Source organism: Pseudomonas sp. R151218B TE3479 (assembly GCF_053629195.1).
In genome coordinates this window covers 6278598-6292630 of record NZ_JBRJHV010000001.1, presented here as the reverse complement: position 1 = coordinate 6292630, position 14033 = coordinate 6278598, and the positions used below count along the sequence as shown (strand labels likewise).

Annotated in this window: 16 protein-coding genes; 10 read left to right on the top strand and 6 right to left on the bottom strand. The window is 60.0% G+C overall.

From position 1 onward, the window contains the following. Window positions 1-37 precede the first annotated feature (37 nt). Window positions 38-1501 carry an ATP-dependent RNA helicase RhlB gene (rhlB, locus tag AB7M32_RS27470; RefSeq protein ID WP_454251962.1) on the bottom strand — a complete coding sequence of 488 codons (1464 nt, stop codon included), beginning with the start codon at window positions 1499-1501 and terminating at the stop codon, window positions 38-40. Window positions 1502-1599: 98 nt separating this feature from the next. Next, window positions 1600-2256: an alpha/beta hydrolase gene (locus AB7M32_RS27465; protein WP_454251961.1), complete on the bottom strand. Its 657-nt coding sequence runs from the start codon at window positions 2254-2256 to the stop codon at window positions 1600-1602. Window positions 2257-2729: 473 nt separating this feature from the next. On the opposite strand from AB7M32_RS27465, the gene AB7M32_RS27460 reads away from it, so the two are divergent. The 4 genes from AB7M32_RS27460 (at window position 2730) to AB7M32_RS27445 (ending at window position 6892) form a co-directional block, all read left to right on the top strand. Continuing rightward, the gene (locus tag AB7M32_RS27460; RefSeq protein ID WP_072408945.1) at window positions 2730-3761 is read left to right on the top strand and encodes an amino acid ABC transporter substrate-binding protein; all 1032 of its coding nucleotides are present in this window, start codon (window positions 2730-2732) and stop codon (window positions 3759-3761) included. A 65-nt stretch (window positions 3762-3826) separates the two neighbouring features. Further along, window positions 3827-5008 (top strand): amino acid ABC transporter permease, encoded by a 1182-nt coding sequence (locus AB7M32_RS27455; RefSeq protein WP_092166253.1) that lies wholly within the window; start codon window positions 3827-3829, stop codon window positions 5006-5008. 10 nt (window positions 5009-5018) lie between these two features. Beyond that, window positions 5019-6116: an amino acid ABC transporter permease gene (locus tag AB7M32_RS27450; protein WP_454251960.1), complete on the top strand. Its 1098-nt coding sequence runs from the start codon at window positions 5019-5021 to the stop codon at window positions 6114-6116. Window positions 6117-6127: 11 nt separating this feature from the next. Further along, window positions 6128-6892 carry an amino acid ABC transporter ATP-binding protein gene (locus tag AB7M32_RS27445; protein ID WP_003178331.1) on the top strand — a complete coding sequence of 255 codons (765 nt, stop codon included), beginning with the start codon at window positions 6128-6130 and terminating at the stop codon, window positions 6890-6892. Between the two features lie 59 nt (window positions 6893-6951). Here the strand turns inward: AB7M32_RS27445 and AB7M32_RS27440 are convergent, their stop codons facing one another. Then, on the bottom strand, window positions 6952-7434 hold the full coding sequence (locus AB7M32_RS27440; protein ID WP_092166255.1) for a type II toxin-antitoxin system MqsA family antitoxin: 483 nt from the start codon (window positions 7432-7434) through the stop codon (window positions 6952-6954). Further along, window positions 7431-7742 (bottom strand): type II toxin-antitoxin system MqsR family toxin, encoded by a 312-nt coding sequence (locus AB7M32_RS27435; protein WP_454251959.1) that lies wholly within the window; start codon window positions 7740-7742, stop codon window positions 7431-7433. Before AB7M32_RS27435 ends, AB7M32_RS27440 begins: the two co-directional genes overlap by 4 nt. Window positions 7743-7906: 164 nt before the next feature. Here AB7M32_RS27435 and AB7M32_RS27430 point away from each other — a divergent pair, with 164 nt between their 5' ends. The 5 genes from AB7M32_RS27430 (at window position 7907) to AB7M32_RS27410 (ending at window position 11821) form a co-directional block, all read left to right on the top strand. Continuing rightward, entirely contained in the window at window positions 7907-8566 is a 660-nt protein-coding gene (locus AB7M32_RS27430) for a FadR/GntR family transcriptional regulator (RefSeq protein ID WP_454251958.1), read from the top strand. Then, window positions 8556-9884 carry a CynX/NimT family MFS transporter gene (locus AB7M32_RS27425; protein WP_454251957.1) on the top strand — a complete coding sequence of 443 codons (1329 nt, stop codon included), beginning with the start codon at window positions 8556-8558 and terminating at the stop codon, window positions 9882-9884. Before AB7M32_RS27430 ends, AB7M32_RS27425 begins: the two co-directional genes overlap by 11 nt. 87 nt (window positions 9885-9971) lie before the next feature. After that, the gene (locus AB7M32_RS27420; protein ID WP_454251956.1) at window positions 9972-10442 is read left to right on the top strand and encodes a nuclear transport factor 2 family protein; all 471 of its coding nucleotides are present in this window, start codon (window positions 9972-9974) and stop codon (window positions 10440-10442) included. A 40-nt stretch (window positions 10443-10482) separates the two neighbouring features. Next, window positions 10483-10806, top strand: coding sequence for a GIY-YIG nuclease family protein (locus AB7M32_RS27415; protein WP_092204096.1), 324 nt, complete (start codon window positions 10483-10485; stop codon window positions 10804-10806). 79 nt (window positions 10807-10885) lie between these two features. Then, window positions 10886-11821, top strand: coding sequence for a glutathione S-transferase family protein (locus tag AB7M32_RS27410; RefSeq protein ID WP_454251955.1), 936 nt, complete (start codon window positions 10886-10888; stop codon window positions 11819-11821). A 121-nt stretch (window positions 11822-11942) separates the two neighbouring features. Here AB7M32_RS27410 and AB7M32_RS27405 read toward each other — a convergent pair whose 3' ends face one another. Beyond that, window positions 11943-12299 (bottom strand): glutaredoxin family protein, encoded by a 357-nt coding sequence (locus AB7M32_RS27405; RefSeq protein ID WP_454251954.1) that lies wholly within the window; start codon window positions 12297-12299, stop codon window positions 11943-11945. Beyond that, entirely contained in the window at window positions 12299-13303 is a 1005-nt protein-coding gene (gene yejK / locus AB7M32_RS27400; RefSeq protein ID WP_014340016.1) for a nucleoid-associated protein YejK, read from the bottom strand. The genes AB7M32_RS27405 and yejK overlap by 1 nt, the downstream gene beginning before the upstream one ends. A gap of 395 nt (window positions 13304-13698) precedes the next feature. On the opposite strand from yejK, the gene AB7M32_RS27395 reads away from it, so the two are divergent. Continuing rightward, window positions 13699-13980: an HU family DNA-binding protein gene (locus AB7M32_RS27395; RefSeq protein ID WP_007905514.1), complete on the top strand. Its 282-nt coding sequence runs from the start codon at window positions 13699-13701 to the stop codon at window positions 13978-13980. The last annotated feature ends 53 nt before the right edge of the window (window positions 13981-14033 follow it).

The following is a 14033-nucleotide window of genomic DNA, read 5'->3' as shown; positions in this document are numbered from 1 at the left end:
AGCCTGTCCTGGCTGCGCTTTTTGCTCTGGTAGACGATTAAGGGCGCTTGCGCTCGACCGGCCGCAACAGGTGGGTCGGTGGCATTTCACAACTGATTTTGCGCCCCAGCAACGCCTCGATCGACGGCAACTGGTAGGAGTCATCTTCACCGGCGAAGCTGATCGAAACCCCGGCGGCCCCGGCACGCCCGGTACGGCCGATCCGGTGCACGTAGTCGTCCGGGACTTCTGGCAGGGTGAAGTTGATCACGTGGCTGATGCCGTCGATGTGGATGCCGCGACCGGCCACGTCGGTGGCAACCAGTACGCGGATCTTGCCTTCGCGGAAACCTTCGAGGGTCTTGATGCGCTTGTGCTGGGGTACGTCGCCCGAGAGCTGAGCCGCGTTGACGCCATCGCGCACCAGGCGTTCTTCGATGCGTCGCACTTCGTCCTTGCGGTTGGCGAACACCATCACGCGCTCCCAACCGTTGTCGTTGACCAGGTTGTAGAGCAGCTTGTACTTGTCGGCACCGGCGACCGCGTAGATATGTTGCTCGACGTTTTCGCTGGCGACGTTCTCGGCTTCGATCTCGACGATGGCCGGGTCGGTGGTCCACTGCTTCGCCAGGTTCATCACGTCCTCGGTGAAGGTGGCGGAGAACAGCAGGGTCTGTCGTTCGCTTTTGGGTGGGGTCTGGCGAATGATCTGGCGCACTTGCGGGATGAAGCCCATGTCGAGCATGCGGTCGGCTTCGTCCAGTACCATCACTTCGACCATGTCCAGGTGCACGTCGCCGCGCTGGTTGAAGTCCAGCAGACGGCCCGGCGTGGCGACCAGGATGTCGCAATGGCGAGCTTCGAGGTGCTTGAGCTGCTTGTCGAAATCCATGCCGCCCACGAACGTCATGACGTTCAGACCGGTGTATTTGGTCAGGTCGGCGGCGTCCTTGGCGATCTGCACCACCAGCTCGCGGGTCGGCGCGATGATCAGCGCCCGTGGTTCGCCCATGTAACGTTCTTTGGGCGGCGGGGTCTGGAGCAACTGGGTGATGATGGAAATCAGGAACGCGGCGGTCTTGCCGGTGCCGGTCTGGGCGCGACCGATGGCGTCTTTGCCGGCGAGGGTGAAGCCCAGCACCTGCGCCTGGATCGGCGTGCAATATGGGAAACCCAGGTCCTGGATGGCATGCATCAGTTCCGGGGCGAGCTTGAAGTCGTGGAAGCGCGTCTTGCCTTCCTGGGGTTCTACGGCGAAGTCCTCGAGTTTCCAAGCGACGACCGGCGGTTTCGGTGCGCGTTCGCGGCGTGGCCGGGGGGCTTCGTTGCGTGGTGTCTCGGGCTCGGGGGGCGTAACAGGCTGGGCGACGGGTTCTTTTTTCGCCTGTGCGACGGGGGCCGTCCGGCGCGGTTGTTGTGCATCGGTACGGCTCGGGCCGTGGGTCGGTGCAGTGGAGCCAGGCGCGAGTTGCTCGGCCTCGCTTTTACCGAACATCTTCTTGAGTGCTTTGAGCACGGTCATCTCATCGATTGGTTAAGGAATGTACGCCGGCCAGTGTAATGCAAGAAACGGGCGCGGCGTAGTGTGATCGTCAAAGGACCGGCGTGGCGATTGGCCTTTTAGCGCAACCGTTCGGCCAGCCAGGTGCCGATGTCATGAATCTCCTCGGGTAACACTTCGTGGCCCATTGGGTATTCCTGCCATGTCACGGTGACACCATGTTGCTTCAAATACTCTTTCGCGGTCCGGCCCATGGGGTTGAGTACCACTTCGTCGTATTGGCCGTGCAGGGCCAGGACCGGAATGCGTTGCTGGCTGGCCGACAATTGCAGTTCATCGCTGAACGTCGGTGCATAAGTAGACAGCGCGATCACGCCGCCCAGTGGCCCCTGCCATTTCACGAAGGCGGTGTGATAGACCACCGCGCCACCTTGGGAAAAACCGGCGAGGAAAATCCGCGAGGCGTCTATTCCGCTGGCTCGCTGGGTTTCGATCAGGTCGATGACCCGTTGCGCCGAGGCTTCGAGTTGTTGTTCGTCAATGGCCCGCGCCGGGCTCAAGGCGCGAATGTCGTACCAACTGGGCATCTCATAGCCGCCGTTGATCGTTACTGGCTGGGTTGGCGCCTGGGGTAGAACGAAACGAGTGGTGAGCAGTTTTTGCTGCAGCATTTCCGCCACCGGCAGGAAATCAAAACGATCGGCGCCCAGGCCGTGGAGCCAGATAACGCACGCGTCGACAGTGCCGCTGGGCTCGAGAATCAAGGGGTCGGTCATGGTTGTGCTCCAAATCTGTGCGGGCGCGCCCAATCAGTGCGTGATTACAGTGCGTTCCCGGTGCCTCAGTTAATTAGATGTCGCAAAGTTGAAAGTTTTTGTCTTGACGTGTTCTACATGGCCCAAGCGCAGCGGTCTGGTACGGGCTTTGCTATGGGTGTAGCTGAGTGATGATTCTTACGCTGCGCGGTAACACTATCAGTTAGACGCGCCGCATGGGATATCAGAAATCCGGTGATGAATGTTCGCCAATAGCCGCTACGGGCTTCGCGAACGTGAAGGGCTACAGCCCGTTCGGCCGATTGGTGAGGGATGGGCATGACCACTGTTTACGGACATCCTCATTATTAGACTCATAGCGAAGGTCCAGACGTCGGTTGACCCTAAAAAAAGCCAACAAGGGTCGGCAATGCCTCAAAAGGGTGCGACAGGATCCGAGCTCCGACACAACAAGAGCAAAACTGGAGGTTTGAATGAAGTTACTGAAATCCACCCTGGCAATCGTCACTGCAGCAGCAGTACTGGGTGTCAGCGGGTTCGCTCAGGCGGGTGCAACCCTGGATGCCGTGAAGAAGAAAGGTTTTGTGCAATGCGGTGTGAGTGATGGTCTGCCAGGTTTCTCGGTGCCTGATTCGACCGGCAAGATCGTCGGTATCGACGCGGACTTCTGCCGTGCCGTCGCCGCTGCGGTATTCGGCGATGCGACCAAGGTCAAGTTCAGCCAGTTGAACGCCAAGGAGCGCTTCACCGCGCTGCAATCCGGCGAAATCGACATCCTGTCGCGCAACACCACCATGACCAGCTCCCGTGATGCCGGCATGGGCCTGAAATTTCCAGGCTTCATCACTTATTACGATGGTATCGGCTTCCTGGTTAACAACAAGCTGGGCGTCAAGAGTGCCAAGGAACTGGACGGTGCAACCATCTGCATCCAGGCCGGTACCACCACCGAGCTGAACGTTTCCGACTACTTCCGCGGCAACGGCCTGAAATACACCCCGATCACCTTCGACACCTCCGATGAAAGCGCCAAGTCGCTGGAGTCCGGCCGTTGCGACGTGCTGACTTCCGACAAGTCCCAACTGTTCGCCCAGCGCAGCAAGCTGGCTTCGCCGAAGGACTATGTGGTTCTGCCGGAAACCATCTCCAAGGAGCCTCTGGGTCCGGTCGTGCGTAATGGCGATGACGAGTGGCTGGCCGTTGTGCGCTGGACTGGCTATGCCATGCTCAACACTGAAGAAGCCGGTATCTCTTCGAAAAACGTCGAAGCTGAAGCCAAGGCCACCAAGAATCCTGACGTCGCGCGTATGCTCGGTGCAGACGGGGAATACGGCAAGGACCTGAAACTGCCGAAAGACTGGGTCGTGCAGATCGTCAAGCAAGTCGGCAACTACGGTGAAGTGTTCGAGCGTAACCTCGGCAAGGGCACTCCGCTGGAAATCGATCGCGGCCTGAACGCTCTGTGGAACGCTGGCGGCATTCAATACGCACCACCAGTGCGCTGATGGTTCTATCACCCGGTGGGCCAACCACCGGGTGATGTTCTGTTCCATTCCTTGCGGGGCACTTCATGCAAAATTCAATCGGCGCACCTAAGCAGAGGCTCAGCCTCAGCGATCCACGAGTGCGTGCGTGGGTATTTCAGATCGTCACCATCGTGGCGGTTATTTCGCTGGGCTGGTTTCTGTTCGATAACACGCAGACCAACCTCGAGCACCGGGGCATCACTTCCGGTTTCAGCTTCCTGGAGCGCAGTGCCGGTTTTGGCATCGCTCAAACCCTGATCGACTACACCGAGGCGGACAGTTATGCCCGCGTCTTTGTCATCGGGTTGCTCAACACTCTGCTGGTGACGTTCATCGGCGTGATCTTGGCAACAATCCTTGGTTTCATTGTCGGCGTGGCCCGACTGTCGAAAAACTGGATCATCGCCAAAGTGGCAACCGTGTATGTGGAGGTTTTCCGCAACATCCCACCGCTGCTACAGATCCTGTTCTGGTATTTCGCGGTGTTCCTGACCATGCCGGGGCCGCGCAACAGCCATAACTTCGGGGACACCTTCTTTGTCAGCAGCCGCGGCCTGAACATGCCGGCAGCGTTGGTGGCGGAAGGATTCTGGCCGTTCGTGGCCAGTGTCGTGCTGGCGATCGTCGCCATCGTGCTGATGACCCGCTGGGCCAACAAGCGTTTCGAAGCGACCGGCGAGCCGTTCCATAAATTCTGGGTGGGCCTGGCGCTGTTCCTGGTGATCCCTGCGTTGTGCGCGCTGATCTTCGGCGCTCCCGTGCATTGGGAAATGCCGCAGCTCAAGGGCTTCAACTTCGTCGGTGGGTGGGTACTGATTCCCGAGCTGCTGGCCTTGACCCTCGCCTTGACCGTGTACACCGCGGCGTTCATCGCCGAGATCGTGCGCTCGGGCATCAAGTCGGTCAGCCATGGCCAGACCGAGGCGGCTCACTCGCTGGGCCTGCGCAACGGTCCGACCTTGCGCAAGGTGATCATCCCGCAAGCCCTGCGCGTGATTATCCCGCCGTTGACCAGCCAATACCTGAACCTGGCGAAAAACTCTTCGCTGGCGGCCGGTATCGGTTACCCGGAAATGGTTTCGTTGTTTGCCGGTACGGTGCTGAACCAGACCGGGCAGGCCATTGAAGTCATTGCCATCACCATGAGCGTGTACCTGGCGATCAGTATCAGCATTTCCCTGCTGATGAACTGGTACAACAAGCGCATTGCGCTGATCGAGCGGTGAGGAAACGCGCATGACATCCCATACTTTCAAACCTGACATGCCCCCTCCGAGCAACAGCATCGGCGTGGTGGCGTGGATGCGCGCGAACATGTTCTCCAGCTGGCTCAACACCTTGCTGACGTTGTTTGCGTTCTACTTGATCTACCTGGTGGTTCCGCCGATTCTCGATTGGGCGATTCTCGATGCCAACTGGGTCGGCACCACCCAGGCCGACTGCACCAAGGAAGGCGCCTGCTGGGTGTTCATCCAGCAGCGTTTCGGCCAGTTCATGTATGGCTACTACCCGACGGACCTGCGCTGGCGCGTAGACCTGACCGTGTGGTTGGCGGTACTCGGTGTAGCGCCGCTGTTCATCTCGCGCTTCCCGCGCAAGGTGATCTACGGCCTGAGCTTCCTGGTGCTGTACCCGATCATTGCCTGGTGCCTGTTGCACGGCGGAGTGTTCGGCTTGGCCGCGGTGGCAACCAGCCAATGGGGCGGCCTGATGCTGACCCTGGTGATCGCCACCGTCGGTATCGCCGGCGCGCTGCCGCTGGGTATCGTCCTGGCCCTGGGCCGGCGTTCGAACATGCCGGCGATCCGTGTGGTCTGTGTGACCTTCATCGAGTTCTGGCGCGGTGTGCCGTTGATCACGGTGCTGTTCATGTCGTCGGTGATGCTGCCGCTGTTCCTGCCCGAAGGCATGAACTTCGACAAGCTGCTGCGAGCACTGATCGGGGTGATCCTGTTCCAGTCGGCCTATGTGGCCGAAGTGGTGCGTGGCGGCCTGCAAGCCATTCCCAAGGGCCAGTACGAAGCGGCCGCGGCGATGGGCCTGGGGTACTGGCGCAGCATGGGCCTGGTGATTCTGCCGCAAGCTCTGAAGCTGGTGATCCCGGGTATCGTCAACACCTTCATTGCGTTGTTCAAGGACACCAGCCTGGTAATCATTATCGGCCTGTTCGATCTGCTCAACAGCGTGAAACAAGCTGCCGCCGACCCGAAATGGCTGGGCATGGCCACTGAAGGCTATGTGTTCGCCGCCCTGGTGTTCTGGATTTTCTGTTTTGGTATGTCCCGCTATTCCATGCATTTGGAACGCAAGCTGGACACTGGCCACAAGCGTTAGGAGCGTAGTTTATGAGTGAAGCGATCAAACAGCCTGTGAGCCCTGAAGGCATTATTCAGATGCAGGGCGTCAACAAGTGGTACGGCCAGTTCCACGTGTTGAAAGACATCAACCTGAACGTCAAGCAGGGCGAGCGTATCGTGCTGTGCGGCCCGTCGGGCTCCGGCAAGTCCACCACCATCCGCTGCCTCAACCGTCTGGAAGAGCACCAGCAGGGTCGCATCGTGGTCGACGGCGTGGAACTGACCAACGACCTCAAGCAGATCGAAGCGATCCGCCGTGAAGTTGGCATGGTGTTCCAGCACTTCAACCTGTTTCCGCACCTGACCATCCTGCAGAACTGCACCCTGGCACCGATGTGGGTACGCAAGATGCCCAAGCGCAAGGCCGAGGAAATCGCGATGCATTACCTGGAGCGCGTGCGCATTCCAGAGCAGGCGCACAAGTATCCTGGCCAGCTCTCCGGCGGTCAGCAACAGCGTGTGGCCATCGCCCGTGCCCTGTGCATGAAGCCGAAAATCATGTTGTTCGACGAGCCGACCTCGGCCCTCGACCCGGAAATGGTGAAAGAGGTGCTGGACACCATGATCGGCCTGGCCGAAGACGGCATGACCATGCTCTGCGTGACCCACGAAATGGGCTTCGCCCGTACCGTGGCCAACCGCGTGATCTTCATGGACAAAGGTGAAATCGTCGAGCAGGCCGCGCCGAACGACTTCTTCGACAACCCGCAGAACGACCGCACCAAGCTGTTCCTGAGCCAGATTCTGCATTGATCCGGGCTTAGGCAGTGAAACAAACCCGGACGTGTCCGGGTTTGTTTTTAATGGGCCGCTCAGCAAGCCGTGAGGGTCTCGTGTTCCTTGTGTACCGTCGTTTTGAATTGCCGCAAGTCTGCGTCTTCAGCGAAGGCATGGACATCGGCAAGCAAATGCGGATAGCGATCAAGCAGGCGCATCAGCAAGATCACCGCCTTGGGTGGCACTACCTCGCCGCGCTCGTAGCGGGAAAACGCATTGTGTCCACCGCCCGATAGCAGCAGTACCGCTTCCTTTTGCGATAGATGCAGTTTGCGCCGGACACGTTTGATCTCTTCGCCGATCATTCGCCTGGCCGCGTTGACCAGCTCATCACCTGCGTGGTCGTAGCGATCCGAGCAGCTTGAATCGAGCTCGACTTCGCCGCACATCTGACATTCCCAGCCAGACAAGTCATCGACCCGGCGCTCCAGTCCCTTGACGCTCATGGTTTCGCCGCGGCCTTCGAAATGCAACATGCCTTCCGGGGCACCACAGCTGAAGCATTGCTGGTGTTTCATGAGTTTTTCTCCTTGAAGGAAATTACCGGTGGGCCTCCGCTGGGGCGGTACGTCACCTTCAGGTAAATCTGCAGACCGTGTGAATTGGCGTGGTAGACGTCATGCCAGACTCGATGATCGTCATAGGTGGCCATCGATTTGTAGAACTGTTTTCCCTCAAGCCCATGGATGACCTGCTGCATGTCCGAGACGTTTAAACCGAGCGTCCGAGCAGTGTTCTTCGCAGTGCTGGTGAAAGCTTTCCCTTTAAGCCGCCTGACATCTGCCTGTATCGCCGCCAAGGCGTAGTGGGGTGTGTTCTTTTCCATAGAACGGCGTGCCTTGTCCTTAAAATTACCCTCAAAGGGTAATTTTGACTAATCGAAAATCTCGTTTCTTTACCTCCCGTTGTCCCTAGGCGGTTGCCGTCCTACGCGAAGCTGACTAACATGTCAGAAAATTCATCCTATGATTGGATGAAAGGGTGAATTCCATGTCAGACATTTCTCCATTAATTAAGCGATCCCTGGTCGATCAAGCCCTGGACCAACTGCGCCAGCGCATCAGTGATGGCGTGTGGGTCGTGGGCCAGCGTTTGCCCACCGAGCCCGAGTTGGTGGCCGAGCTGGGTATTAGCCGCAACACCGTGCGCGAAGCCATGCGCGTGCTGGCGTTTTCCGGGCTGATCGAGATCCGCCAGGGCGACGGCAGTTATGTACGGGCCACGGTGGACCCGCTCGATACCCTCAAGGTGCTTTCGCGCTGTTCGCTGGACCAGGCCCGGGAAACCCGGCATATCCTCGAAGTCGAGGCCATCGGCCTGGCCGCGCTGCGGCGTACCGAAGATGACTTGCTGGCCTTGCGCAAGGCGCTCCAGGCCAGTGGCGAGCATTACCATGGCGACTTGGAGCATTACATCGCCTGCGACTTGGTGTTCCACCGTCTGCTGGTGGATGCCGCGCACAATCCAACGCTCAGCGAGCTTTATCGTTACTTTTCCAGCGTGATCGGCGCGCAGTTGCGCCAGAGCCTCAATATTGTCCCTCGCCATCAGCATGTGTTCGACCTGCACGTCGACATTCTCGAAGCGGTCGAACGCCAAGACCCGGAGCAGGCCAAGGCCCTGTGCCGGCAGTTGATCAATGAACCCTGAACCCGAGCTTTCCATGTCCCGCGATCTGCTTGCCCCTGCCACCTCGACGGCGTCCAAACGCGCCGCCGAACTCGAAGAACTGTTGATCGACGCCGAAGCCGACGACGCCCAGGTCCAGCAGAGCCAGCCGTTGGTGCGCCGGCCCTGGCTGTTGCTGCTCGGGCTGATCCTGGTGGCGCTGAACCTGCGGCCGGCGTTGTCGAGCATGGCGCCGCTGCTCAGTGAAGTGTCAAAAAGCCTGGGCCTGTCGGCTGCCCAGGCCGGTTTGCTGACCACGTTGCCAGTGCTTTGCCTGGGCCTGTTCGCGCCGCTGGCGCCGGTGCTGGCGCGGCGCTTCGGGGCCGAGCGCGTGGTGCTGGGGATCTTGCTGACACTGGCGGGCGGGATTGTCCTGCGCAGTGCGTTCGGTCAGGTTGGGCTGTTCGCCGGCAGTATCCTGGCCGGTGCGAGCATCGGCGTGATCGGCGTGCTGCTGCCGGGCATCGTCAAGCGTGACTTCGCCAAACAGGCCGGCGCCATGACCGGTGTCTACACCATGGCGCTGTGCCTGGGTGCGGCGATGGCGGCCGGGGCGACAGTGCCGTTGAGCGAGCACCTTGGCCACAGCTGGGCCTTGGGCCTGGGGTTCTGGGTGGTCCCGGCACTGCTGGCCGCGGTGTTCTGGTTGCCGCAAGTGGGCCAGAAACACGGCGCCCATCAGGTGGCGTACCGGGTCCGCGGCTTGCTGCGCGATCCCCTGGCCTGGCAAGTGACCTTGTACATGGGGCTGCAATCGTCCCTGGCCTATATCGTCTTTGGCTGGCTGCCCTCGATCCTGATTGGACGTGGCCTGACCCCGACCCAGGCCGGGCTCGTGCTGTCCGGCTCGGTCATCGTGCAGTTGATCAGCTCCCTCGCGGCACCCTGGCTGGCAACGCGTGGCAAAGACCAGCGCCTGGCCATCGTGGTCGTCATGGTCATGACCCTGGGGGGGCTGTTCGGTTGCCTCTATGCCCCCATCGATGGTTTGTGGGGCTGGGCGATATTGCTGGGCTTGGGGCAGGGCGCAACCTTCAGCCTGGCGCTCACGCTGATCGTGCTGCGTTCGCGGGATGCCCATGTGGCCGCCAACCTGTCCAGCATGGCCCAGGGCTTCGGTTATACGCTGGCGTCGCTGGGGCCTTTCGCGGTGGGGGTGGTCCACGACTTGACCGGTGGCTGGAGTGCCCTCGGCTGGATCTTCGGCCTGGTTGGCCTGGGGGCGATCATCGCGGGCATCGGCGCAGGCCGGGCGCTGTACGTCGGGGTCGAGAGCGAACGAGTCACCGACCTTCGTTGATATCATTTTCATGGCGAATGACGATAGTTTTCCCCGCGTTGGCAGATTATCGTGCAGGCCTACTGAAACGTTTTTCGGAGCCGGTCCATGAGTGATGCCCACAACGCCTTGATCACCCGTTTTTATCAGGCCTTCCAGCGCCTGGACGCTGACGCCATGAGCGCCTGCTACACCGACGACGTGCTGTTCAGCGATCCGGCGTTTGGCGAACTGCGCGGACGCGATGCCGGCGACATGTGGCGCATGTTGACGGCCCGGGCCAAGGACTTTTCCCTGACCTTCGATAACGTGCGCAGCGACGAGCGTACCGGCGGTGCTCACTGGGTGGCGACGTACCTGTTCAGCCAGACCGGCAACATCGTGATCAATGACATCCAGGCGCGCTTCGTATTTCGCGATGGCAAGATCTGCGAGCATCATGACAGCTTCGACCTGTGGCGCTGGTCCCGTCAGGCGTTGGGCGCCAAGGGTCTGCTGCTGGGGTGGACGCCGCTGGTGCGCAACGCCATCAGGGCCCAGGCGGTGAAGGGGTTGCGGGCGTTCCAGGCCAGTCGCTGATAAGATCGCGGCTTGTCTTTGCCCACCTGTTGAACATCTTGTGACGACCGCCGACCTCTCTCCCGATCTGCCTGCGCAAGGTCCCTCCGAAGCGGACAAACCCTGGTTCGTCTACTTGGTGCGGGCCGCCAATGGCTCGCTGTACTGCGGCATCAGTGATGACCCTGTGCGGCGCTTCGCCAAGCATCAAAGCGGCAAGGGCGCGCGCTTCTTCCTGTCTAGCCCGGCAGTGGCCCTGGTGTATACCGAGGCCTGTCGTGACAAGGGCGAGGCCCTGCGCCAGGAGCGACTGATCAAAAAGCTCAAGAAAAGCGCCAAGGAATGCCTGGTGGCCAGTGCGCTGTCGCTTCATCAGCCTGGCTGATAGGCCTTTATCAGGCCGGTAGGCTGGCCCGGTCAGTCGCGCTAAGCTGCAAGACTTCATTCCTGCAGCGGCGAATCTCATGTCAGAGCTGATTCTTCATCATTACCCAACGTCTCCTTTCGCGGAAAAGGCCCGGCTGCTGCTGGGCTTCAAGGGCCTATCCTGGCGTTCGGTGAGCATTCCACCAATGATGCCCAAGCCTGACCTGACGGCACTGACGGGCGGCTATCGCAAGACGCCGGTATTGCAGATTGGTGCGGATATCTATTGCGACACATCCCTGATCGCTCGTCGGCTGGAGCAGGAAAAAGCCTCGCCGGCCCTGTTCCCCGAAGGCCGGGAAATGCTGGCCGCGTCCTTTGCCGCCTGGGCCGACTCGGTGGTGTTTCAGCATGCGGTGAGTCTGGTGTTCCAGCCTGAATCGGTGGCGGTGCGTTTCGCCAAGCTATCGCCTGAAGCCATCAAGGCGTTTATCAGCGACCGCGCCGGGCTGTTCAGTGGCGGTACGACCACACGCTTGCCTGTCGACCAGGCCAAGCACCAGTGGCCGACGATCATGGCGCGCCTGGAGCAGCAGTTGCAGCGCGAGGAGGGCGATTTCCTGTTGGGTGATCCGTCGATTGCCGACTTCGCCATGGCCCATCCGCTGTGGTTCCTCAAGGGCACCCCGGTGACCTCGCCGCTGGTGGACGCGTATCCAGCCGTTTCGACATGGTTGGCACGGGTGCTGGGTTTCGGCCATGGTGCGTCGAGCCAGATAAGTGCCGAAGAAGCCTTGGACGTTGCCCGCAACGCGACACCGCAAGCGCTGCCGGATGAGTCTTTCGAAGAGCCGAACGGGTTCACCTCAGGGCAGCAGGTAACCATCGCCGCGACGGACTATGGCGTTGACCCGGTGGCAGGGGAGTTGTTGTTTGCGGGTAGCGAAGAGTTGATTCTGCGTCGCGAAGATGAGCGTGGCGGGGTGGTACATGTGCACTTTCCGCGGTTCGGGTTTCGGATCGAGGCTCGCTGAGCAACGAATGACCTGTGGGAGCGAGCTTGCTCGCGATGGCGGCGACACATCCAGCATTGATGCAAGCTGACCCACCGCTATCGCGAGCAAGCTTGCTCCCACAGGGGATTTGCGATGATGACTAGCTGGCAGACAACGCCTTGAGAATATTCTCCGGCTCGTACCCACGAATCAACGTGCCGTTCACATCGAGGATCGGAATCCCCCGGCCACCCAGCGCCTCGTAGGCCTTGCGCGCCTCGGTGTCCTTCTCGATATCGAACTCGCGAAACGGCACGCCTTTCTCATCCAGGAACCGTCGGGTGGCCTTGCAGTAGCCGCACCAGTCGGTGGCATACAGCACCACGCGGGCATTGCTGCGAATCTGTTCTGAAACCATCTGCGACGGGTTGAACAGCCGCTCGATCTTGCCCCAGTTCTGGTACGCCGCCACCACCAGCAAGACCAGCAGAACTTTCTTCAGTACCCCACCGAGCATCAATTGCGCCGCTTGAGCTGATCCGTCAGCGACGTCGGCAACCCCTTGATGATCAACGTACCGGCTTCCTCGTCATACTCGATCTTGGAGCCCAGCAAGTGCGCTTCGAAGCTGATGGACAAGCCTTCGGCGCGACCGGTGAAGCGGCGGAACTGGTTGAGGGTGCGTTTATCCGCCGGGATTTCCGGCGACAACCCGTAGTCCTTGTTGCGGATGTGGTCGTAGAAGGCTTTCGGGCGATCTTCGTCGATCAACTCGGACAGTTCTTCCAGGCCCATGGGCTCGCCGAGCTTGGCCTGGCTGCTGGCGTAGTCCACCAGGGTCTTGGTTTTTTCCCGGGCATCGTCTTCCGGCAAGTCTTCGCTTTCGACGAAGTCACTGAAGGCCTTGAGCAGGGTGCGGGTCTCGCCGGGGCCATCGACGCCTTCCTGGCAGCCGATGAAGTCGCGGAAGTACTCCGAGACCTTCTTGCCGTTCTTGCCCTTGATGAACGAGATGTACTGTTTCGATTGCTTGTTGTTCTGCCATTCCGACACGTTGATCCGCGCCGCCAGGTGCAATTGGCCCAGGTCCAGGTGACGGGACGGGGTCACGTCCAACTCATCGGTCACCGCCACGCCTTCGCTGTGGTGCAGCAGGGCGATGGCCAGGTAGTCGGTCATGCCCTGCTGGTAATGCGCGAACAACACGTGGCCGCCCACCGACAGGTTGGACTCTTCCATCAGTTTTTGCAGGTGTTCCACCGCCACTCGACTGAACGCAGTGAAATCCTTCCCGCCGTCCAGGTACTCCTTCAGCCAGCCGCTGAACGGATGCGCCCCGGACTCGGCATGGAAAAAACCCCAGGCCTTGCCTTGCTTGGCGTTATAGCTTTCGTTGAGGTCGGCGAGCATGTTCTCGATGGCCGTGGACTCTGCCAGTTCGGAGTCGCGGGCATGGAGCACGGCAGGGGTGCCGTCGGGTTTTTTGTCGATCAGGTGGACGATGCAATGACGGATCGGCATGGATTTCTCGGCTGATGAAAGAGAGGAGGGCGTGCTCCCCGAAAAAGGCCCAGTGTACCGCAATCACTGGTTTTGGAACCCTGCAAGGGCCCTTTCGGGCCTGTCCGACGGCCTATATGCATTTTTTTAACGTTTTAGCGCAAGAAAGCTGACCAAATGGGTAGCTAGAGGCGGATATTTCAGAGGCGTTGTGCTAGTTTTGCCCGGTCTTACGCGAAGTCACTGCGTTAAGCGTGCATTCAGCATTTGTCAGGTCGAACCAAACCCGGTTTTCGGCATCTATTACCCCGATCCGTCGTGGTGATTGCCGAGGGTGCCTGATCCAGAGAGATCGGGCTCGATGGCTGACACTGCACTCTGCAATCCATATGAATTTGATAGGGAAGGAACACTACATGGCTCTTACTAAAGACCAACTGATCGCTGACATCGCTGAAGCCATCGACGCGCCAAAAACCACCGCGCGTAACGCTTTGGACCAACTGGGCCAAATCGTTGCCGATCAGCTGGAAAACGGCGGCGAAATCACTCTGCCAGGTATCGGCAAGCTGAAAGTCACCGAGCGTCCTGCCCGTACCGGCCGTAACCCTTCGACTGGCGCTGCCATCGAAATCGCTGCCAAGAAAGTGATCAAGCTGGTTGTGGCCAAAGGCCTGACCGACGCGGTCAACAAGTAAGATCGCTAAAAAAACCGTGCCTCGGAGCGATCCGGGCACGGTTTTTTATTGCC